The following is a 19,715-nucleotide window of genomic DNA, read 5'->3' on the forward strand; positions in this document are numbered from 1 at the left end:
TCACGGGCCGATCACCGTCGTCGCCCCGTCTCTCAGAGCAGCGTGCCCTGCTGCTCTCTCATCTCCTGGATCAGCTCCGGCCCGTTGTTCCGGACGTTCCCCACGGCGCCCCCCACGGGCCGCAGCGACCAGCCCGCCGCGACGTCGTACGCGCCGGCGCACACCTGGCCCACGAGGGCGTCGGCTTCTTCGGCGGACCCGAGCGTGTCCGGAGCGAGCCACCGGTCCATCGTCTCGGCGCCCATGGGCACGGGTAGCCGGTCGTGCAGCTGGCCGAGCGCGGCGAGCACCGGCTCGTCGTCGTCCGCGTCGGGCGCGGCCATGGTGAGGACCGTCGTCGAGAGGACCCAGGCGTCCTCCCCCGCGGCCTTGGCCTCGGGGTCCTGCCACCACTCGTACAGGCCGGCGAACCAGATGACCGGCCCCTCGCCGTCCCCGGCCCCGGCCGGGTGCACGTAGTAGGGCTGCTTCTTCGCGGCCCGCCCGTCGGGACCCTTGGCGCCAGGCTCCGGCGTCTTCCACTCGTAGTAGCCCTCCGCCGGCACGGCGCAGCGGCGGGCGCGGACGGCGGCCCGGAACGTCGTCTTGGAGGCCACGGTCTCCGAGCGCGCGTTGAACGCACGGGACCCCACGGACAGCTCCTTCGCCCACGGCGGCACCAGGCCCCAGCGTGCCACGTGGATCCGCCGGGTCACTCCGACGCCAACGCCATCCGCGTGCGCCACGAGGATCGGCACCTCGGCTGTCGGCGCCACGTTCCAGCTCTGGCGGAGCACCAGCTCCTCATTCGTCTCGGCATCGCCCAGGGCCACCAGGTCGCTCGTGGCGCGGGCCATCACGTAGCGGCCGCACACGTCAGCGGTCCCTCCCGTCCCGGCCACGCTCGACATACATCCACGCGATGCCGAGGGCGAAGCCCATCATCGCGCAGCCGAGCACATTGCCCCAGGGACTCTCGGTGCCCAGTCCGAACACCACTCCCAGGCCGACGCCGATCAGCAGCCCCACCAGCGGGATGCGCCACTGAGCGAGCGTGCCGGCACCGGCCGGAGCCCCGGCTGGAGCCTCCGGAGCCTCGGACGCCTCGTCCTCGTCTCTGCCATGTCGTGCCACGGTTCGCCCCTCCGTTCGCATCGATGTTGCGGGTCCGGTTGCAGTCTCCCCCGGCCGTCGTGGTGACGCCACACACCAGGCCCCCCGGCCGCTCACCGATGCGTCGCACAGGGTCCTGTGATGGGATGGGCAGAACGAGCCCGCACGCCGCGCCGCCCCACGCATGCGCGGCATCGGGCAGAACCCCACCACCAGGAGGAACAACGTGTCCCAGAAGGTCCGCGGCGTCGTCGCCATGGCGAAGGACGCCCCCGTCACCGTCGAGACCATCGTCATCCCCGATCCGGGACCCGGCGAGGCCGTCGTCGACATCAAGACCTGCGGCGTCTGCCACACGGATCTGCACTACCAGCAGGGCGGGATCGGGGACGAGTACCCGTACCTGCTCGGCCACGAGGCCACGGGTGTGGTCTCCGCGATCGGCGAGGGCGTCGACCACCTCAAGGTCGGCGACACCGTGATCCTCAACTGGCGCGCCGTGTGCGGCGAGTGCCGCGCGTGCCGGAAGGGCGAGCCGAAGTACTGCTTCAACACCCACAACGCGACCCAGAAGATGACCCTCGAGGACGGCACGGAGCTGTCCCCGGCCCTGGGCATCGGGGCGTTCGCGGACAAGACGCTCGTCCACGCCAAGCAGTGCACCCAGGTCGACGGCGTCGACACTCCCAAGGAACAGGCCGCGGTCGGCCTGCTCGGCTGCGGGATCATGGCCGGCATCGGCGCGGCCATCAACACCGGCGAGGTCAAGCTCGGCGAGTCCGTGGCCGTGATCGGCTGCGGCGGCGTCGGCGTGGCCGCGATCGCCGGGGCGAAGCTCGCCGGCGCCACCACGATCATCGCGGTGGACATCGACGCCAAGAAGCTCGCGAAGGCCGAGGAGCTCGGCGCCACCCACACCGTGAACTCGAAGGACGAGGACCCCGTGGAGGCCATCCGCGCGGCGACCGGCGGCTTCGGCGCCGACGTGGTCATCGAGGCGGTCGGCCGCCCGGAGACCTACGAGCAGGCGTTCTACGCCCGGGACCTGGCCGGCCGCGTCGTCCTGGTGGGCGTGCCCACCCCCGGCATGGAGCTGAAGCTGCCCCTGCTGGAGGTCTTCGGCCGCGGCGGCGCGCTGAAGTCCTCGTGGTACGGCGACTGCCTGCCGGAGCGCGACTTCCCGATGCTCGTGGACCAGTACCGCCTGGGCCGCCTGCCGCTGGACGAGTTCGTCACGGAGACCATCGCCCTGGACGAGGTGAACGAGGCCTTCGAGACGATGAAGTCCGGCGAGGTCCTGCGCTCGGTGGTGGTGCTCTGATGGCGCGCATCGATCACCTGGTCACCTCCGGCACGTTCTCCCTGGACGGGGAGACGTTCGACGTGGACAACAACGTGTGGATCGTCGGCGGCGCGGAGCAGTGCGTCGTCATCGACCCGGCCCATGATGCCTCGGCCGTCTGGAAGAAGGTGAACGGCCGCCAGGTGCTGGCCATCGTCCTCACCCACGGCCACGACGACCACATCCGCCAGGTCCAGGAGTTCCGCCAGATGGTGGACGCCCCCGCGCTGCTCCACCCCGCCGACCGCATGCTCTGGGACGACGTCTTCCCCGACGAGGAGCCCGATGGCGCGCTCGCCGAGGGCGACGTCCTGCGCGTGGCCGGCGTCGAGCTGCGGGTGCTGCACACCCCCGGCCACTCCCCCGGCTCGGTCTGCCTGTACGCCCCCGCCCTGGGCGAGGCCGGCGACGACGGCGCCCCGACCGGCGTCGTGTTCTCCGGCGACACCCTGTTCCAGGGCGGGCCCGGCGCCACCGGCCGCTCGTACTCGGACTTCGACACGATCATCGAGTCCATCCGCGAGCGCCTGCTCTCGCTGCCGGAGGCCACCGTGGTCCACACCGGCCACGGCGACTCCACCACGATCGGCACGGAGAAGCCGCACCTGCAGGAGTGGATCGACCGCGGCCACTGAGGACGCGCCGAGGTGGGGAAGAATGGTCCCCCGTGACCATCCTCCCCGCCTCGCCCCCTCCCTCCGTGATCCTGCTCGGCGGCGCGTCGGGCTCCGGCAAGTCCTACCTGGCCCGGCGGCACGGCCGGCCCCACCTCTCGCTCGATGCGTTCTACCGTCCGCAGTCCGACGACGGCGCCGCGGGCGGGCCCGGCCCCGTGTTCCCGCGCACCCCCTACGGCGAGATCGACTGGGACCACCCCGGAACATGGGATGAGCAGGCGGCCGTGGACGCGGTCGTCGAACTGCTCGAGGAGGGCGCCACGCGCGTGCCCGACTACGACATCTCCACGTCCTCCGTCCGCGGGCACAGCACCGTCGCGCTCGAGCCGGGCGGGGTGATCGTGGCGGAGGGCATCTTCGCCGAGCGCATGCCCGCCGCCCTGGACCGGGCCGGGGTCGGCTACGCGGCCTGGTACATCGACCAGGCGCGGACCACGACGGCGGCCCGCCGGTTCGTGCGCGATGTCGCCGAACGCCGCAAGCCGCTGCCGTTCCTCGTGCAGCGGGGCTGGTCCCTGTACCGGACGGACGCGGCGCGCCGGGCGGCGGCCGTGGCGGCCGGCTTCACCCCGCGACGCAAGCGGGAGATCATCGCGGATCTCACGGCCTGACGGCCCGCCCGCAGTCTGGCCGCCCGTGCCCTCAGCCGGAGGTGCCCGCAGCGAGGACGGCGAGCTGCTCGTCTACCACCTCGAGCCCGGCGGCGGCCGCCCACGCCGTGTACTCCTCCCGCAGGGCCGCGGCGAACGCGGGGACGCTCACCCCGGGGCGCACGTCCTCGGCCGCGCCCGCCGTGCGGGGGTCCATGTCCAGACCGAGCTCCCGGTAGACGTCGACGAGCACGGCCCGCAGCGGAGCGGGGTCGGACACCACCACGTGGGTGGAGAACAGGAACGCCCCCTTCACCACGCGCTGCGCGGAGCCGGCCAGCTTCACCGGGTATGTCGGCGCAGGGCCCTGCACGGAGAACTCGCCCGGGCAGTACTCCCCCGGGATCTCGCCCACGGAGGCGGGCACGTCCACGCGCGCGAACGCCCGCACGAACAGGTCGGCGAACTCGGCGAACCGGGCCTGCTGCGTGAGTGCCGCGTCCTCCTGCTGGCTCAGGTGGTCCACCACCAGGCAGCCGTGGTGGTAGGCCGCCGCCCGTCCGCCGGCCCGGCGCACTGCCGGCTCGAAGCCGTGGGCGCGGGCCGCCGCGGCCGCGGCCGCGAAGCCGGGCAGCCGGGCGTCGCGCTGGCCGAACGCGACCGTCGGTTCGGGCACGTAGACGCGGATCAGGTCCTCGAGGGCCCTTCCCTCGGCCGCGGCGGCGCGGAAGACGGCCAGCTCGTCCATGGCCCAGTCGAGGTCTTCAGCGGCCCCGAGGGTCCGCTCCTGCACGGCCCAGCGCAGCCGGGGAGCTGCGCTCACAGGCCGCCCTCGGCCGGCCAGGAGCGCAGGGTGAGGGTCTGCTCGGCGTGGGCGAAGGGGCCGTCGTCGTCGTGGAGGACGGTGCTGGTCAGGCCCACGCCGTCCGGGCCCACCGTGACCTGCCCCGCGAGGCCGAGCCAGTGGCCGGTGGGCTCGCGGTACAGGTGGATCTGCAGGTCCACGTTGGGGAAGAACCACCCGCCCGGTTTCGCCGGCAGGGCCGGGGCGATCCCGTTGGCCGCGTCGGTGAGGCTGATCAGGCGCACCAGGTCGCTCGTGCTCTCCCCCGCCACCATCTCGCGGTCCGTGGTGAGCCACACCCGGCCGTGGCCCGGCCCGTGGCCGGGCAGGACGACGCCGTCGAGGGAGGCGATGTACCCGCCTCCCCATCCGTGGAGCGCGTTGTGCGACTGCGCCTGCGAGCGCGGCGGGAGGGGCTCGTCCGGCAGCTGGGCGACGGCGGAGGTGTCCGAGGTGGACAGCAGCCAGGCGCGCAGGGTCAGCACGGTGCGGCCCCGGGCGTGGAGCACGGACTCGACAAGCTCGATGGTGCGGCCCGGACGCAGGGTGCGCGTGACCACCTCGAGCTCGCCCGACCAGAGCGTGCCCAGGATGTCGTAGGAGAGCCGTCCCACCCGCAGCCCGGGAGTGGTCTCGTGCGCAGCCACCTCGTGCAGCAGCAGGCCCGAGACGGCGGCCATGTGCATCTCCTCTTCCCGCCATGCGCCCTGGGCGTGCACGGTGGAGCGCACGCGGGAGGTGCGGACGCCGTCGGCGTCCACGGTGGGCTCGCCGAGGCGGACGTAGAAGGCCAGGGGATCGCCGGCGACGGAGGTCGCGGGGGTGGAGGTGATGTCGGTCATGGGCCGAAGTCTGCCAGAACGACGACGACGGCCGGTGACGTCCCCGCGGGATGTCACCGGCCGTCGTCGTGCGGACCGAGCCGGGGTTCAGCGGCGCATGACCTTGCGGGCGATGCCGTTGCCGATCAGCTGCAGCGCCTGGACGAACACGATCACCACGATCACGGCCAGCCAGGTGACCTCCGGACGGAACCGGTTGTAGCCCTCCACGATGGCGAAGTTGCCGACGCCGCCGCCGCCGATGATGCCCGCCATCGCGGACATGTCCACGAGCGAGATGATCACGAACGTGAAGCCGAGGATCAGCGGGCCGAGGGCCTCGGGCAGCACCACGGCGCGCACGATCCGCATGCGGGAGGCGCCCATCGCGCGGGCGGCCTCGATCACGCCGGGGTCCAGCGAGACGAGGTTCTGCTCCACGATGCGGGCGATGCCGAACGTGGACGCCCAGATCATGCAGAACACCACGGCGGTGTTGCCGATGCCGGTGCCGAGCACCGCGATGGTCAGCGGCTGCAGGGCGGCGATGAGGATGACGAACGGGATGGGCCGGATGAGGTTCACGATGAAGTTCGTGACCAGGTAGACGGCACGGTTGGCGAAGATGCCGCCCGGGCGCGTGGTGTAGAGGACGAGCCCGACCAGCAGGCCGAGGATGCCGCCGAGGATGAAGGACCAGCCGACCATGTAGAGGGTGTCCCCCACGGCGGTCATCAGCTCGGGGCCGTAGTACCCCCAGTCGAGGTTCTGGAATCGGTCGATCACTGGTGCACCTCCTGCACGTCTCCGGCGCCGGCCAGGTCCGCGACAAACGCGTCCACCGCGGCGGCCTCGCCCGTGAGCGCCACGGTGAGCAGGCCGTACGCGGAGTCCTTGGTGGCGGACATGCCGCCGTGGACGATCTCGAAGCCCACGCCGCGCGTCGATGCGGTGCCGAGCACCGCCGAGACCGCGGCGGAGTCCTTGAGCGAGACCATGATCAGCCGACCCTCGGTGCGCGCCCGGATGCGGGCCACCTCCTCGGCATTCGGCCGGTCCTTGAGCGCCGTGGCCACGAAGGACGCGGCGTCGGCGGAGTGGGCGGGCCGAGAGAAGAGGTCGTAGACCTTGCCGGACTCCACCACGCGGCCGCTGTCCATCACGGCGACGCGGTCGGCGATCGAGCGGATGACCTCCATCTCGTGGGTGATGGCCACGATCGTGACCCCGAGCTCCTCGTTGACGCGGCGCAGCACGGAGAGCACCTCGTGCGTCGTCGAGGGATCCAGGGCGCTGGTGGCCTCGTCTGCGAGCAGGATCTCCGGCTCGGCGGCCAGGGCGCGGGCGATGCCGACGCGCTGCTTCTGGCCGCCCGAGAGCTGCTCCGGGTAGTGCTTGGCCTTGTCCGCCAGGCCGACGAACTCGAGCAGCTCCGCCACGCGAGCGCGGCGTTTGGACCGCGGCCAGCCGGCCGTGTCCAGAGCGAACTCGATGTTCCCGGCCACCGTGCGGGAGGTCAGCAGGTTGAACTGCTGGAACACCATGCCGATGCGGGTGCGCAGCGGACGCAGCTTCGCTTCGGAGAGATGGGAGACCTGCTGGCCCAGCACCGTGACGGTGCCCGACGTCGGCTTCTCCAGCCCGTTGATCATGCGGATCAGGGTGGACTTGCCGGCGCCGGAGAAGCCGATGACGCCGAAGACCTCGCCGCGGTTCACGGCGAGCGAGACGTCGTCCACGGCCTTCACACCGGCACCCTTCTTGGCGGCGTAGACGCGGCTGACGTGGTCGAAGACGATGACCGGCTCCCCCGGGGCGCCCGCGGAGGGGCGCCCCGGGGTGACCGCGTCACGGTCGGACGTATGGGAACCTGCCATGGATCAGGCGCCCTGCTTCGCGATCGCGTCCTGGTACTGCTTCAGGGTCTCGTCGATCTGGGCGGTGTCGAGCTGCACCGGCACGCTCGTGCCGGAGGAGAGCTTCGCGGACTCATCCAGCACGGGCTGCTCGTGGTACAGGGCCGCGATCTTCTTGTAGGTCTCGTTGTCGCGGTCCTCGCGACGCACGGCGAAGCCGTTGACGTACGGCTTGGCGGAGTCGTCCTCGGGGTCGTCCTTGAACAGGGCGGTGTTCGTGTCGATGCCGGCGTCCGCCGAGAAGGTGTTGTTGATGACCGCGCCCTGCACGGACTCGAGCGCGTTCACGGTCTGCTGGGCGGCCACGGGCTGCACCGTCACGGTGGAGGCGGCCTCGTCGATGTCCTTCGGCTCCGGGCGGATGGTCTCGTTGGACAGCTTCAACAGGCCGGCGGCGACGAGCACGTTGATGGCGCGGGCCTGGTTCACGGTGTCGTTCGGGATGGCGACGGTGTCGCCCTTCTTGAACTCGGAGACGTCTTTGTACTTCTTGGAGTACAGGGGCAGCGGGATGATCTCGGTGGTCCCGATCAGCGTCAGGTCCTTGCCGGAGGCCTGGTTGTAGTCGGCCAGGTAGGCGATGTGCTGGAACCAGTTCATGTCGATGTCGCCGTTGTCCAGCGCCGGGTTCGGCTGCGTGTACTCGGTGAAGTTGCGGATCTCGACGTCGATGCCGTGCTTCTCCTTGGCGAGCTTCACCAGGGCGCGGTGCGTCTCGTTCTCGGACACGACGCCGATGCGCACGGTCTGGGCGCCGTCGTCGCTCTTCTCCTCGGCCTGCGAGTTGCAGGCGGTCAGGGCGAACGCGCCGACAGCGGCCAGGGACAGGCCGGCGAAGGAGCGGCGGGAGATGTTCGAGGGGGTCGTCATGGGGTTCTCCTTGGAGGACGGTGCGAGGCCGCCGGCGCGGGTGGGCACGGCGGGTGCGGAACGGTGCGGGGTGGGCCGTGCGGTGGGTGGTTCCCCGCGGGGCACAGCACGGCGGGCGGGGGCGAGAGACGCCCCGAGCCGGAGGCCGGGATCCTTTCGAACGCTGCTCTTGCCCGTCCCCCAGTCACCGCGGGCTCCCCTCGAGGGGTCTGCGCGCAGCGGAGGCGGGCCGCTTCTCGGTCCGTTGCCACCCGTGAACATGGGGTTGGCGAGCGGCTCGTCGTGGGACCACGTGGACCCGCCGAGGCGGGGTCCACAGCCGCTTCTCCTGAAGCTGGGCCCAAGCCTATCGCAGCGTGTGCACTCCATCGGGCAGGGCGGTGACGCGCAGCGTCATACTGCGGGGCCCGGGGCCGACGTGTGATGCCTCTCGCGGGACGACGACGGCCGGGCGCCTCCGCGGGGAGGCGACCGGCCGTCGTCGGGACGGGGCTCAGGCGGACGGGATCAGAAGTCCCAGTCCTCGTCCTCGGTGTTCTCGGCCTTGCCGATCACGTAGGAGGAGCCGGAGCCGGAGAAGAAGTCGTGGTTCTCGTCCGAGTTCGGGGAGAGCGCGGAGAGGATGGCGGGGTTCACGTTCGTGGTCTCGGCCGGGAACATGGGCTCGTAGCCCAGGTTCATCAGCGCCTTGTTCGCGTTGTAGTGCAGGAACTTCTTCACGTCCTCGGCCAGGCCGACGGCGTCGTAGAGGTCATGGGTGTACTCGACTTCGTTCTCGTACAGCTCGAACAGCAGCTCGAAGGTGAAGGCCTTGAGCTCCTCCCGCTTCTCCTCCGGCAGGGTCTCGATGCTCCGCTGGTACTTGTAGCCGATGTAGTACCCGTGCACGGCCTCGTCGCGGATGATCAGGCGGATCAGGTCGGCGGTGTTGGTGAGGCGGGCGTGCGCGGAGAGGTACATGGGCCAGTAGAAGCCCGAGTAGAAGAGGAAGGACTCGAGCAGGGTGGAGGCGATCTTCTTCTTGTACGGGTCCTGGCCGTCATAGCGCTCCACGATCAGGCCGGCCTTGGCCTGCAGGTTCCGGTTCTCACGGGACCAGCGGAACGCCTCGTCGATCTCCGGGGTGGAGGCCAGCGTGGAGAAGATCGAGGAGTACGACTTCGCGTGCACCGACTCCATGAACGCGATGTTCGTGAGGACGGCCTCCTCGTGCGGGGTCATGGCGTCCGGGATGAGGGAGACGGCGCCCACGGTGCCCTGGATCGTGTCCAGCAGCGTCAGGCCCGTGAACACGCGCATGGAGAGCAGTCGCTCCTCGTCCGTGAGGTGGGACCAGGACTGGACGTCGTTGGACAGCGGCACCTTCTCCGGCAGCCAGAAGTTGTTGACGAGGCGGTTCCACACCTCCACGTCCTTCTCGTCCTGAATGCGGTTCCAGTTGATCGCCTCGACGAGGTGGGACTGCTGGGTCTCGGTCACGGCAGGGCACATCCTTCAGAAGAATTCGTTGAGAATCCGCGGATTCCGGGGGCTCTCGGGAGCACGGTCATCGGGGCGCGGGTCCGGGACAGTCTAGGCCCGCAGGGGCAGCGGCAGCCACTCGGGCGGGTCCGGGCTCACGACGTCGTGGGCCCGCCCCGTCCGTCCGTGCGCGCCGCCCCACTTCGAGGCGGGAAATCGAGCGCACCTGCGCTCAGAAGCGCGGAATACGCCGGATTTCCCGCCTCGAAGGGCTGGCTGTCAGAGCATGCAGCTGACGCAGCCCTCGACCTCGGTGCCCTCCAGCGCGAGCTGGCGCAGGCGGATGTAGTAGATCGTCTTGATGCCCTTCCTCCACGCGTAGATCTGTGCGCGGTTCAGGTCACGGGTGGTGGCCGTGTCCTTGAAGAACAGCGTCAGGGACAGGCCCTGGTCCACGTGCTGCGTCGCCGCGGCGTACGTGTCGATGATCTTCTCGTAGCCGATCTCGTACGCGTCCTCGTAGTACTCGAGGTTCTCGTTGGTGAGGTACGGCGCCGGGTAGTACACGCGGCCGAGCTTGCCCTCCTTGCGGATCTCGATCTTCGAGGCCACCGGGTGGATCGAGGAGGTCGAGTTGTTGATGTAGGAGATCGAGCCCGTCGGCGGGACGGCCTGCAGGTTGCGGTTGAAGATGCCGTGCTCCATGACGGAGGCCTTCAGCTCACGCCAGTCGTCCTGCGTGGGCAGGGCGATGCCGGCCTCGGCGAACAGCTCGGCGACGCGCTCGGTGGCGGGCGCCCACTCCTGGTCCGTGTACTTGTCGAAGAACTCCCCCGAGGCGTACTTCGAGTCCTCGAACCCGCCGAACCGCTGGCCGGTCTCGATGGCGATCCGGTTCGAGGCCCGCAGCGCGTGGAACAGCACCGCGTAGAAGTACATGTTCGTGAAGTCGATGCCCTCCTCCGAGCCGTAGTGGACGCGCTCGCGCGCCAGGTAGCCGTGGAGGTTCATCTGCCCCAGGCCGATGGCGTGGGAGGCCGCGTTGCCCTTGGCGATGGACGGCACCGACTGGATGTCGGACATGACCGACACGGCCGTCAGCGCACGGATCGCGGTCTCCACGGACCGGCCGAAGTCCGGCGAGTCCATGGTCTTGGCGATGTTCATCGAGCCGAGGTTGCAGGAGATGTCCTGGCCCACGTGGGCGTAGCTCAGGTCCTCGTTGTACTCGGAGGCCTCGGAGACCTGCAGGATCTCGGAGCACAGGTTGGACATGGTGATGCGGCCCTTGATCGGGTTCGCGGCGTTCACGGTGTCCTCGAACACGACGTACGGGTAACCGGACTCGAACTGGATCTCGGCGATGGTCTGGAAGAACTCACGCGCGCTGATCTTGGTCTTCTTGATCCGCGCGTCGTCGACCATCTCGTAGTACTTCTCGGTCACGGAGATCTCGGAGAACGGCACCCCGTAGACGCGCTCGACGTCGTACGGCGAGAACAGGTACATGTCCTCGTTCTTCTTCGCCAGCTGGAACGTGATGTCCGGGATCACGACGCCGAGGGAGAGGGTCTTGATGCGGATCTTCTCGTCCGCGTTCTCGCGCTTGGTGTCGAGGAAGCGGTGGATGTCCGGGTGGTGCGCGTTGAGGTACACCGCGCCGGCGCCCTGGCGCGCGCCGAGCTGGTTGGCGTAGGAGAAGGAGTCCTCGAGGAGCTTCATCACGGGGATGACGCCGGAGGACTGGTTCTCGATCTGCTTGATGGGCGCGCCGTGCTCGCGGATGTTGGTCAGCGAGAGGGCCACCCCGCCGCCGCGCTTGGACAGCTGCAGGGCGGAGTTGATGCCGCGGGCGATCGACTCCATGTTGTCCTCGATGCGCAGCAGGAAGCAGGAGACGAGCTCGCCGCGCTGCTTCTTGCCCGAGTTGAGGAACGTGGGGGTGGCCGGCTGGAAGCGGCCGGCGATCATCTCGTCCACCAGATGGGTGGCCAGTTCCTGGTCGCCCCGGGCCAGGTGGAGGGCGACGACGGCGACGCGGTCCTCGTAGCGCTCGAGGTAGCGCTTGCCGTCGAAGGTCTTCAGTGCGTACGAGGTGTAGAACTTGAACGCGCCGAGGAAGGTCGGGAAGCGGAACTTGGCCTTGTAGGCACGGTCGAACAGGCCTCGGATGAACTCGAACGGGTACTGCTCGAACGTCTCGGTCTCGTAGTAGTCGTTCTTCTGCAGGTAGTCGAGCTTCTCCTCCAGGTCGTGGAAGAACACCGTGTTGGTGTTGACATGCTGCAGGAAGTACTGGCGCGCGGCCGCGTGGTCGGCCTCGAACTGGATGCGACCGTCGGCGCCGTAGAGGTTCAGCATGGCGTTGAGCTCGTGGTAGCCGAGGTTCTGCCACTCGGCGGGCATGTTCTTCGCCTGGCGGATGAGGTCCGCCTCGGTGGGTGCGGTGATGGTCATGTCCACAGTCCTTCCAGGCCGCCGCGGACGCGTTCGACGTCGTCGGGCGTGCCCATCAGCTCGAATTTGTACATGAGGGGGACCTGGCACTTGCGGGAGATGATGTAGCCGGCCAGGCAGTAGCCCTCATGGAAGTTGGTGTTCCCGGACGCGATCACGCCCCGAATCCAGTGACGGTTCTCCGGGACGTTGAGGAACTTGATCACCTGCTTCGGGACCGCGCCCGGCCCGCTGCCCCCGCCATAGGTGGGGGTCATCAGGACGTATGGGGCGGTGGCCCCGAGGGTGGGCTCCCGGGTGATCAACGGCAGTCGAGCCACCCGGTCCTCGGGCAGCTCCAGCTTCTCGACGAAGCGGTGCGTGTAGTTGGAGGCGGAGGAGAAGTAGATCAGTCCCGCGTCGGTGGGGACGAGCCCCTGCGCCTCGGCCGAGCGGATGTGGCCCGGGTCCGCGGCGACGGTCATGTCGACTCCGGTCAGGCCACCGATGCCGCGGCGGACTCGGCGAGCTCGGCGATCTTGTCCGGGCGGAAGCCGGACCAGGAGTCGGTCTCGGTGATGACGACGGGGGCCTGCATGAAGCCGAGGGCACGGACGCGCTCGAGGGCGGCGGGGTCCTGGGACATGTCCACGACCTCGTAGGCGATGCCCTTCTTGTCCAGTGCACGGTAGGTGGCGTTGCACTGCACGCAGGCCGGCTTGGTGTACACGGTGACGGTCATGGCGATCCCTGTTCCTTCGTGGTCTCTGGTGGTCTGCGGGTGTCGGCGCGGCGTCCGCGAGGTGAATCACGGGGCGTGCCGAACATCTGCGTCGATACTACATCTAGTGATCTCGGCCGGGAACCATCCCTACATGTAGTAGTCACACCACTGTAGTTACGTATCCCCACTCTCTGCCCATCCTGTCCACACCCTGCTGTGCGCGACGATCCGCGCGGACATGCGGGACACGCCGGGACCGCGGTCGACTGTCCACAGCCGGTGGAGATCTCGGGGTCGGGTTCCCACAGCCGGAAAGTCGAGTTCGCCACGTCCGCGGGCGGCGTGTCCGACCCCCGTGGACCACTACATGTAGGAGCCCGCCACCGTCCGGCGTCGGAATACCCCGTCACCACCGCGGGTTGCCCCGGCATGAGCACCTCCCCCACCGTCACCCGCAATGACGTCGAGTCCCGCTACGAGCTCCACGACGGCGGCGCACTGCTCGCCGTCCTCGACTTCCGGGACAACGGCGCGGCCGTCTCCCTGAACCGGGCGTTCACCATCCCCGTGCACCGCGGCCAGGGCCACGCCGCCACGCTGACCGCCGGAGCAGTCGAGGACATCGAGACGAACGGCGGCCCCGCAGGGGGCCGCCGCATCGTGCCGATGTGCTGGTACGTCGCCCAGTGGTTCGACGAGCACCCGGAGAAGAGCGCGCTGCTCGCGCCCCGCTGACCGGAGCGGTCAGGCCGTGACGCGGTGCTGGCGCACCACGGCCAGGACGCCCGCGGCCAGCACCGCGACGGCGGTGGGCCACGCCGCCGGACCACGCCCGGTCTCGACCGTGTCCGGCACCGTGTGCTCGCCCTCGGCCGGCTCCGCGGGGGTCTCGGGCTCCGCCGGCGAGGTGGGGTCTCGGGATCCGCCGGCTGGCCCGGAGCCGGTACGTCGAACAGGCCGACCACGGGGAAGGTCACGAACCCCGGGATCCGCCCGTTCTCCCAGTCGTAAAGGTCCACGCGGGGGTCGCCGAACCGCACGGTCACCGTCCGCGTCGTCGTCACGCCGTCCCTCGTGGCCCGCGGGGTGACGGTGTCGGATCCGGTGAAGCCCTCGGGCGCCTGGTAGACGTAGCCGCGCGGACCGCCGGTCTCCTCCTCCGTCACCTCGACGGCCCGGCCCTCGGCCGGGCCCGCGACGAGCGTCAGCGGCGCTGCCTCATCGCCCGTGTTCGAGGAGATGAACACGTATCGCTCCCCCGGCGCCGCGAGCAGGGTGGTGTCCCAGACGGTGGGGAGCATGTGGAAGCCGAGCTCATGACGCTGGTCGGCGCGCAGTGGCTCGCCCGGGTCAGCATCGGTGAGGTCGGCGTCCGGACCGTAGGTGAGGGCGGCCACCTCGCCGCCCAGGACGTAGAGGGCGTAGACGACGGGGCCGGTCCCCGACTCGCCCAGGCTCCGCCGGGCCGCGGCGACGTCGAAGTCACCGCGCTCCAGCTCGTCGTCGTACGTGAACGGGACCTCGGTCTCGGCGCCGCGGGCCTCCCCCTCCAGCACCGGAGCCACCGTCAGGCGGACGTCGGACTCGTCCACCTCGAACTCGGTGCCGAAGGAGGCGCCGGTCTCACCCTCCGCGCTGGCCACGAGGAAGGATCCGCCGGGCAGGCCGTGCTCGGCGGTCCATCCGGCGGGGTGGGCGGGTGAGGCGAGGGCGGGGGTCGCCCCCACGAGAAGGACGCCGGCGCCCAGGGCGGCGGCGAGGCGGGTTGGTCGGGCGGTGCGCATCGTGCTCCTCCAGGGGTGCGGTGCTGCGACGGGCCGAAGGGTTCCCCGGCTCGGACGCCCGAGGTCGACCGGATGCCGCACTCGCCGCGTCGGCACGAATCTACGCCGCACGGACGTGATGCGGGTCACCATCCGGTGACGAAGCGCTATCGACTCGGTCACGGCGACGCGCGATGCGGATCGGGCCGGCCGGCGCCGCGCGTCAGCGGGATGCGCTGGGCGAGGGGCTTGCCCCGGAGGAGGGGCGCGGGGTGGCCTGCGCCGTGTCGGCCGGGCTGGGCGACGGGCTCGCCGATGCGGCGTCCCGCCCCCGCTGGTCCTCGGCGTCCCGGCCGGACGCGCTGGCGGAGCCCGACGCGCTGGAGGAACTGGGCGAGCTCGACGACGGCAGCACCGGCTTCTGGGTGGCGCGGAAGCTGCGCACCCGCTGCACCGGCTCCGGGACGAAGTCCGAGGGGACGGAGCCGCCGTCCGCGCCGGTGCCCTCGATCTTGATGGGGCCGGTGAACCCGGACGGTTCCGCCGTGCGCGCCCCGCTCGACCCGATCACGCCCATCTCCCCGAGCGTCGCGGCCAAACTCTCCAGCTCCTTGCGATGGCCCTCGACCACGCTGGAGGCCAGCTCCTTCGCCGCGTCGTCCGAGCCGTCCTCCGCCTCCGTGGCGGAGATCGTCAGCGCGCCCTGATAGAGGCGGCGCATCTGGAGCAGGTAGATCCGTCCTGCCTCCTCCGGCTCGGCGGCGGCCAGCACGTTCTTCTCCCGGTCGGACAGGAGTCCGGCGCGCAGCTCGTCGCCCACGATCTGGGTCGGCTCCGCGTCCTCCGTGGACTCGGGCTGCGCAGACGGGGTCGACTCGGCACCCGCACCGCGCACGTCATCCGAGGGGACGCCCCAGCCCTCGAGCATCGACTCGAGCCGGCCCGCCCGCTCCTCGTGCTCGGACTTCATCCGTTCGGCGGTGGCCCGGATCTCCTGGTCCACGCCGTCCTTGCCCAGCACCTGATCGGACTGCTGGATCGCGTCGCGGTGGTTGCGCAGCAGCAGACCCGCGAACTGGATGTCCGCCGCGAGCGGGTCGGCGGACGTCTGGCTGGGGCTGGCCAGCACGCCCTCCAGGTAGGTGTTCCCCGCCTCCGTGCCACCGGTCTGTCCGGGCTCCTCGGCGACGCTGCAGCCGCCGGTGGCCAGGGTGATGCTCAGGAGCGCCCCTCCGACGGCCACGCTCCAGCGGCGGGGGCGCACGCGGGCGGGGGCGATGTCGGCTCGGCTCATGGGCGCAGGTCCTCTCGGCGGTCGTCACCCGGTCACGGGGTCAATGGCGGTCCGACGCGGTCGGCCGCCCCGGCCTCCCCAGGGTACCCCTCCGGCCTCCCTGCCCCGGGGTCGCCGCGGCCTCAGGCGACGCGGGTGGCCTGCACCACCCAGTTGTTGAAGGCGTTCCCGGCCATCCCGGTGCCCGGCACGAGGTCGCACGTGATCAGCGTGACCTTCGCGTCGTCGCCCCCGGGCTCCCAGGCCCAGCGGTTCGCCGGATCCTGGGTGAGCGCCTCCTTCTCCACCGAGACCGCGTCCGCGTCCGCCTCGAAGGCGGCCTGCGTGCCGTCGTCGTATGTCACCACGACGACGGCACCCGCGCGCACGTCGCCCAGGTTCCAGAACACGTCCCGCACGCCGTAGTAGACGACGTGCCCGGCCAGGACCCCCGCGTACCGGGAGCGCTCCCCCGGCGTGGTGCCCCACTGCGGCGGGCCGTACCAGCCGACCGTCTGCGGCTCCGGGTCCAGGTCGCCGCCCTCGTCCAACTGCGTCAGGTCGATCCCCGCTCCGACGATCTGCTCGCCGTCCTGGTGGACGTCCACGTGCACGGGCGTCGCCGTGATCTCGTCCCACGGGGCGGCGGGGCCGGAGAGGTGGGCGGCCGCGGCGGGGGCTGGCTCCTCGGTGGGGGTCGGCTCCTCGGACGGCGTGGGTGCGCCGGCGGGTTCCTGGGTCTCGATGGGAACCGCCGCCTCCCGCGTGGTTGCCGCAGAGGACGGGCTCACGGACGCCGTGGCGCTGAGGGTGGGGGCAGCGCTGATCGGCACGGCGCCGACCGCCAGCACCCCGCGCAGCGCGAGGAACACGAGGCTCAGGCACAGCAGCAACAGGACCACCCACAGGGCGCGTCGGACGGTGGTGTTCATCCGGGTTCTCCCCTCGTGTGCATCGACCCGGCCCGCCCGGGGCCGCGTCCGACGACGGCATGGTCTCACGCGCTCCGGCCTCGGCCCGGCGCGTCGTCTCCGGGCTCGGCATAGCGGTCCCGGACGAAGGCCTGCAGCCGACGGGCGATCGCCTCCAGCGTCGCGGTGGCGAAGTGATCCCCCCGCCACGCCGCGTGCAGTCGCACCGTGAGCGTCCGCCCCTGCGCGATGACCCGCACCGGCGTCAACCCGAAGGCCGGGTCCTCGGTGACGACGGCGACGCCCGCCCCCGCCGCGACCAGGGCCTGGGCCACCCGCCCGGAGTTCGCCTCGGTGAGGGCCGGCGGCGTGAGGCCCGCCACGGCCACGGCGCCGTCGAGGACGCGTCGCGCCATGAAGGTGCGGGCGGGTGCGACGACGGGCTGGGCCACGAGGTCGTCGAGGGACACCCGCGTCCGGCCCGCCCAGGGGTGGCCCGGGGCGACGTACGCCCAGACCGGCAGGTCCATCAGCGGCAGCGACGCGACGGAGGGCGGCGGCACCGTCGGCATCACCACGAGGTCGTGCCGCGCGACGGCGTCGAGCAGCGAGTCGTCCAGCTGGGTCTCCGCGACGCGCGGGCGCGGGTCCTCCTCCCCGAAGGTGGCCACGAACGGCAGCACGACGTCGATGAGGGTGGTGCCCGGCGCGGCCACGGCCACGTCCGTGAGCCGACCGGAGGCGAGCGCGCGGGCCGCCTGCTCCGCCCGTCGATGGGCGACGAGGACCTCGCGCGCCACCGGGAGGAACGCCTCGCCGGCCGTCGTCAGCTCGAGCCGACCGGCGACCCGGGCGAACAGGGGCAGGCGCAGCTCACGCTGAAGCCGCTGCAGCTGCCGACTGAGCGCGGACTGTACGAGATCCAGGCGGATCGCGGCCCCCGAGACCGTGCCGACCTCTGCCACCGTGACGAAGGCCCTGAGCAGTTTCTCCTCCATGCCGAATGAGCATAGCCACCATGCAAGATCATCACTGGACGGCATGCACTCAACGCCCCACCATGGGAGGACGCGGCCCGACGCGTCGTCGTCGTGCCCACCCGTCGTCCCCGCTCCCGTGAGCCGTCCCCAGGAGGCATCCCCATGACCGCCACCACCGACCTCGAGCAGACCCGCCATCTGGCCACCGAGCTGCCCGGCCCTCGCTCCCGTGAGCTCGCCGAGCGCCAGAAGCGCGCCGTCCCGGCCGGCGTGGCCACCACCATGCCGGTGTACGCGGCCCGCGCCGCGGGCGGCATCCTCGAGGACGTGGACGGCAACCGCCTGATCGACCTGGCCTCCGGCATCGCCGTCACCTCCGTGGGCGCCTCCCACCCGCGCGTCGTGGCCGCCGTCCAGGAGCAGGTCGCGCAGTTCACCCACACCTCGTTCATGATCACGCCCTACGAGGGCTACGTGGCCGTGGCCGAGCAGCTGGACCGCACCAGCCCGATCCCCGGCGAGACCCGCACCGCCCTGTTCAATTCCGGCGCCGAGGCCGTGGAGAACGCCGTCAAGGTGGCCCGCGCCTACACCGGCAAGCAGGCCGTGGCCGCGTTCGACCACGCCTATCACGGCCGCACCACCCTGACGATGGCGCTGACCGCCAAGTCCATGCCCTACAAGCACAGCTTCGGACCGTTCGCCCCCGAGATCTACCGCGTGCCCGGCTCCTACCCGCTGCGGGACGGCCTGTCCGGCGCCGAGGCCGCGCAGCGCGCCATCTCCGCGCTGGAGAAGCAGATCGGTGCCGACAACCTGGCCGCCGTGATCATGGAGCCGATCCAGGGCGAGGGCGGCTTCATCGTCCCGGCCGAGGGCTTCCTGCCGGCCGTGGTCGAGTGGTGCAAGGCCAACGACGTCCTGTTCATCGCGGACGAGGTCCAGTCCGGCATCGCCCGCACCGGCGCCTGGTTCGCCTCCGAGACCGAGGGCATCGAGCCGGACCTGATGGCGACCGCCAAGGGCATCGCCGGCGGCATGCCGCTCTCCGGCGTCACCGGCCGCGCCGAGGTGATGGACTCCGTGCACCCGGGCGGCCTCGGGGGCACCTACGGCGGCAACCCCGTCGCCACGGCGGCGGCGCTCGCCGTGTTCGAGGCCGTCGAGGAGGACGGTATCCTGGAGAAGGCCCGCCGGATCGAGCAGGTCATCCGCGAGCACTTCGAGCAGAACGCCGACGACCGCATCGCCGAGGTCCGCGGCCGCGGCGCGATGATGGCGATCGAGTTCGTGGACCCCGCCACCGGCGAGCCGGACGCGACGCTGACCGCCACCGTGGCCGCGGCCGTGCGCGCCACCGGCGTCATCCTGCTCACGTGCGGCACCTACGGCAACGTCGTCCGCTTCCTGCCGCCGCTGACCATCGGTGAGGACCTCCTCAAGGAGGGCCTGAGCGAGGTCACGAAGGCGCTGCAGTCCGCCTGAGCCCCCGCCACCGGCGGACCGACGACGACGGCCCCGCATCCCTGCCCGGGATGCGGGGCCGTCCGCCTGTCGGCAGAGGCCTCAGATGTCGTCCTCGTACGCGGGGCCGCCTTCGTTCTCCAGGGCCTCGAGGCGCCGGGACTTCTCGGCGGTGAAGATCCGGCGGACCCCCGTGCCGCCGAACTCGTCCTCCGGGACCAGCCCGACGCCGTACTTCCGCAGGGCCTTCTCCAGACGCAGACGCTCGTCCACCCGCAGGTCGGCCAGCCCCTTCTCGAAGCGGCGCAGCTGCTCCTTCTCGAGGCCGGCCGCGGTGGCCAGGGTGCGGACACTGACCTGGGCGAGAGCGCGGCCGGCGCGCGCCACGTCGAAGGTCATCGGGGTGGGGTACATCAGGCATCTCGATTCTGCAGTTCTCGACGGGGATCCGCTCCATGATGGCCACGCCCCGGTTGAAGGGACAAGGGCGCGCCAGCCGAGAACCCGCTGTGTGACAGGCGCGTCACTGACGGAGACGACCCTGGCCGACG

Annotated in this window: 21 protein-coding genes; 6 read left to right on the forward strand and 15 right to left on the reverse strand. The window is 71.0% G+C overall.

All coding sequences use genetic code 11. The features are described 5' to 3' along the window. Positions 1-32 precede the first annotated feature (32 nt). The gene (locus FLM69_RS01595) at positions 33-854 is read right to left on the reverse strand and encodes an SOS response-associated peptidase (protein WP_141842780.1); all 822 of its coding nucleotides are present in this window, start codon (positions 852-854) and stop codon (positions 33-35) included. A gap of 1 nt (position 855) precedes the next feature. Then, entirely contained in the window at positions 856-1,113 is a 258-nt protein-coding gene (locus tag FLM69_RS01600; RefSeq protein WP_113914436.1) for a hypothetical protein, read from the reverse strand. A 205-nt stretch (positions 1,114-1,318) separates the two neighbouring features. Here FLM69_RS01600 and FLM69_RS01605 point away from each other — a divergent pair, with 205 nt between their 5' ends. Genes FLM69_RS01605 through FLM69_RS01615 form a run of 3 tightly spaced genes read left to right on the forward strand, consistent with a single transcriptional unit; the run spans position 1,319 to position 3,722 of the window. Further along, the gene (locus tag FLM69_RS01605; RefSeq protein WP_141842781.1) at positions 1,319-2,413 is read left to right on the forward strand and encodes an S-(hydroxymethyl)mycothiol dehydrogenase; all 1,095 of its coding nucleotides are present in this window, start codon (positions 1,319-1,321) and stop codon (positions 2,411-2,413) included. Then, positions 2,413-3,069 carry an MBL fold metallo-hydrolase gene (locus FLM69_RS01610; protein ID WP_036338953.1) on the forward strand — a complete coding sequence of 219 codons (657 nt, stop codon included), beginning with the start codon at positions 2,413-2,415 and terminating at the stop codon, positions 3,067-3,069. Before FLM69_RS01605 ends, FLM69_RS01610 begins: the two co-directional genes overlap by 1 nt. 32 nt (positions 3,070-3,101) lie before the next feature. Next, entirely contained in the window at positions 3,102-3,722 is a 621-nt protein-coding gene (locus FLM69_RS01615) for a uridine kinase (RefSeq protein WP_113914437.1), read from the forward strand. Positions 3,723-3,753: 31 nt separating this feature from the next. On the opposite strand, the gene FLM69_RS01620 is transcribed toward FLM69_RS01615, so the two are convergent. The 9 genes from FLM69_RS01620 to nrdH all read right to left on the reverse strand — a co-directional run bounded on the left by FLM69_RS01620 (position 3,754) and on the right by nrdH (position 12,791). Further along, positions 3,754-4,524, reverse strand: a complete 771-nt coding sequence (locus FLM69_RS01620) for a lipoate--protein ligase family protein (protein WP_141842782.1) — start codon at positions 4,522-4,524, stop codon at positions 3,754-3,756. Further along, complete coding sequence (locus tag FLM69_RS01625; RefSeq protein WP_036313183.1) at positions 4,521-5,387, reverse strand: thioesterase family protein; 867 nt, start codon at positions 5,385-5,387, stop codon at positions 4,521-4,523. The genes FLM69_RS01620 and FLM69_RS01625 overlap by 4 nt, the downstream gene beginning before the upstream one ends. A gap of 87 nt (positions 5,388-5,474) precedes the next feature. Next, positions 5,475-6,152: a methionine ABC transporter permease gene (locus tag FLM69_RS01630; protein ID WP_036313181.1), complete on the reverse strand. Its 678-nt coding sequence runs from the start codon at positions 6,150-6,152 to the stop codon at positions 5,475-5,477. Next, positions 6,149-7,243: a methionine ABC transporter ATP-binding protein gene (locus FLM69_RS01635; RefSeq protein WP_078026103.1), complete on the reverse strand. Its 1,095-nt coding sequence runs from the start codon at positions 7,241-7,243 to the stop codon at positions 6,149-6,151. The genes FLM69_RS01630 and FLM69_RS01635 overlap by 4 nt, the downstream gene beginning before the upstream one ends. Positions 7,244-7,246: 3 nt before the next feature. Further along, the gene (locus tag FLM69_RS01640) at positions 7,247-8,152 is read right to left on the reverse strand and encodes a MetQ/NlpA family ABC transporter substrate-binding protein (RefSeq protein WP_141842783.1); all 906 of its coding nucleotides are present in this window, start codon (positions 8,150-8,152) and stop codon (positions 7,247-7,249) included. A 507-nt stretch (positions 8,153-8,659) separates the two neighbouring features. Next, entirely contained in the window at positions 8,660-9,643 is a 984-nt protein-coding gene (gene nrdF, locus FLM69_RS01645) for a class 1b ribonucleoside-diphosphate reductase subunit beta (protein WP_205810588.1), read from the reverse strand. Between the two features lie 249 nt (positions 9,644-9,892). Then, positions 9,893-12,019 (reverse strand): class 1b ribonucleoside-diphosphate reductase subunit alpha, encoded by a 2,127-nt coding sequence (gene nrdE, locus FLM69_RS01650; RefSeq protein WP_186319456.1) that lies wholly within the window; start codon positions 12,017-12,019, stop codon positions 9,893-9,895. Positions 12,020-12,066: 47 nt separating this feature from the next. Further along, on the reverse strand, positions 12,067-12,534 hold the full coding sequence (gene nrdI / locus FLM69_RS01655) for a class Ib ribonucleoside-diphosphate reductase assembly flavoprotein NrdI (protein WP_010078803.1): 468 nt from the start codon (positions 12,532-12,534) through the stop codon (positions 12,067-12,069). An 11-nt stretch (positions 12,535-12,545) separates the two neighbouring features. Beyond that, the gene (nrdH, locus tag FLM69_RS01660) at positions 12,546-12,791 is read right to left on the reverse strand and encodes a glutaredoxin-like protein NrdH (RefSeq protein WP_010078804.1); all 246 of its coding nucleotides are present in this window, start codon (positions 12,789-12,791) and stop codon (positions 12,546-12,548) included. Positions 12,792-13,202: 411 nt separating this feature from the next. Here nrdH and FLM69_RS01665 point away from each other — a divergent pair, with 411 nt between their 5' ends. After that, the gene (locus FLM69_RS01665) at positions 13,203-13,508 is read left to right on the forward strand and encodes a GNAT family N-acetyltransferase (protein WP_141842786.1); all 306 of its coding nucleotides are present in this window, start codon (positions 13,203-13,205) and stop codon (positions 13,506-13,508) included. 566 nt (positions 13,509-14,074) lie between these two features. Beyond that, positions 14,075-14,476, forward strand: a complete 402-nt coding sequence (locus tag FLM69_RS11485) for a hypothetical protein (RefSeq protein WP_255502647.1) — start codon at positions 14,075-14,077, stop codon at positions 14,474-14,476. A gap of 283 nt (positions 14,477-14,759) precedes the next feature. Here FLM69_RS11485 and FLM69_RS01675 read toward each other — a convergent pair whose 3' ends face one another. The 3 genes from FLM69_RS01675 to FLM69_RS01685 all read right to left on the reverse strand — a co-directional run bounded on the left by FLM69_RS01675 (position 14,760) and on the right by FLM69_RS01685 (position 17,718). Continuing rightward, complete coding sequence (locus tag FLM69_RS01675; protein WP_141842788.1) at positions 14,760-15,830, reverse strand: DUF305 domain-containing protein; 1,071 nt, start codon at positions 15,828-15,830, stop codon at positions 14,760-14,762. Positions 15,831-15,952: 122 nt separating this feature from the next. Beyond that, on the reverse strand, positions 15,953-16,741 hold the full coding sequence (locus FLM69_RS01680) for a class F sortase (protein ID WP_061867919.1): 789 nt from the start codon (positions 16,739-16,741) through the stop codon (positions 15,953-15,955). Between the two features lie 65 nt (positions 16,742-16,806). Then, the gene (locus tag FLM69_RS01685) at positions 16,807-17,718 is read right to left on the reverse strand and encodes a LysR family transcriptional regulator (protein ID WP_141842790.1); all 912 of its coding nucleotides are present in this window, start codon (positions 17,716-17,718) and stop codon (positions 16,807-16,809) included. A gap of 144 nt (positions 17,719-17,862) precedes the next feature. Between FLM69_RS01685 and gabT the strand changes: the two genes are divergently transcribed. Continuing rightward, positions 17,863-19,185 (forward strand): 4-aminobutyrate--2-oxoglutarate transaminase, encoded by a 1,323-nt coding sequence (gabT, locus tag FLM69_RS01690; protein ID WP_141842792.1) that lies wholly within the window; start codon positions 17,863-17,865, stop codon positions 19,183-19,185. 81 nt (positions 19,186-19,266) lie between these two features. Here gabT and FLM69_RS01695 read toward each other — a convergent pair whose 3' ends face one another. After that, the gene (locus FLM69_RS01695) at positions 19,267-19,578 is read right to left on the reverse strand and encodes a hypothetical protein (protein ID WP_017487866.1); all 312 of its coding nucleotides are present in this window, start codon (positions 19,576-19,578) and stop codon (positions 19,267-19,269) included. Between the last annotated feature and the right edge of the window lie 137 nt (positions 19,579-19,715).

The sequence above is a fragment of the Micrococcus sp. R8502A1 genome (assembly GCF_006704135.1).
Taxonomy (GTDB): Bacteria; Actinomycetota; Actinomycetes; order Actinomycetales; family Micrococcaceae; genus Micrococcus; species Micrococcus luteus.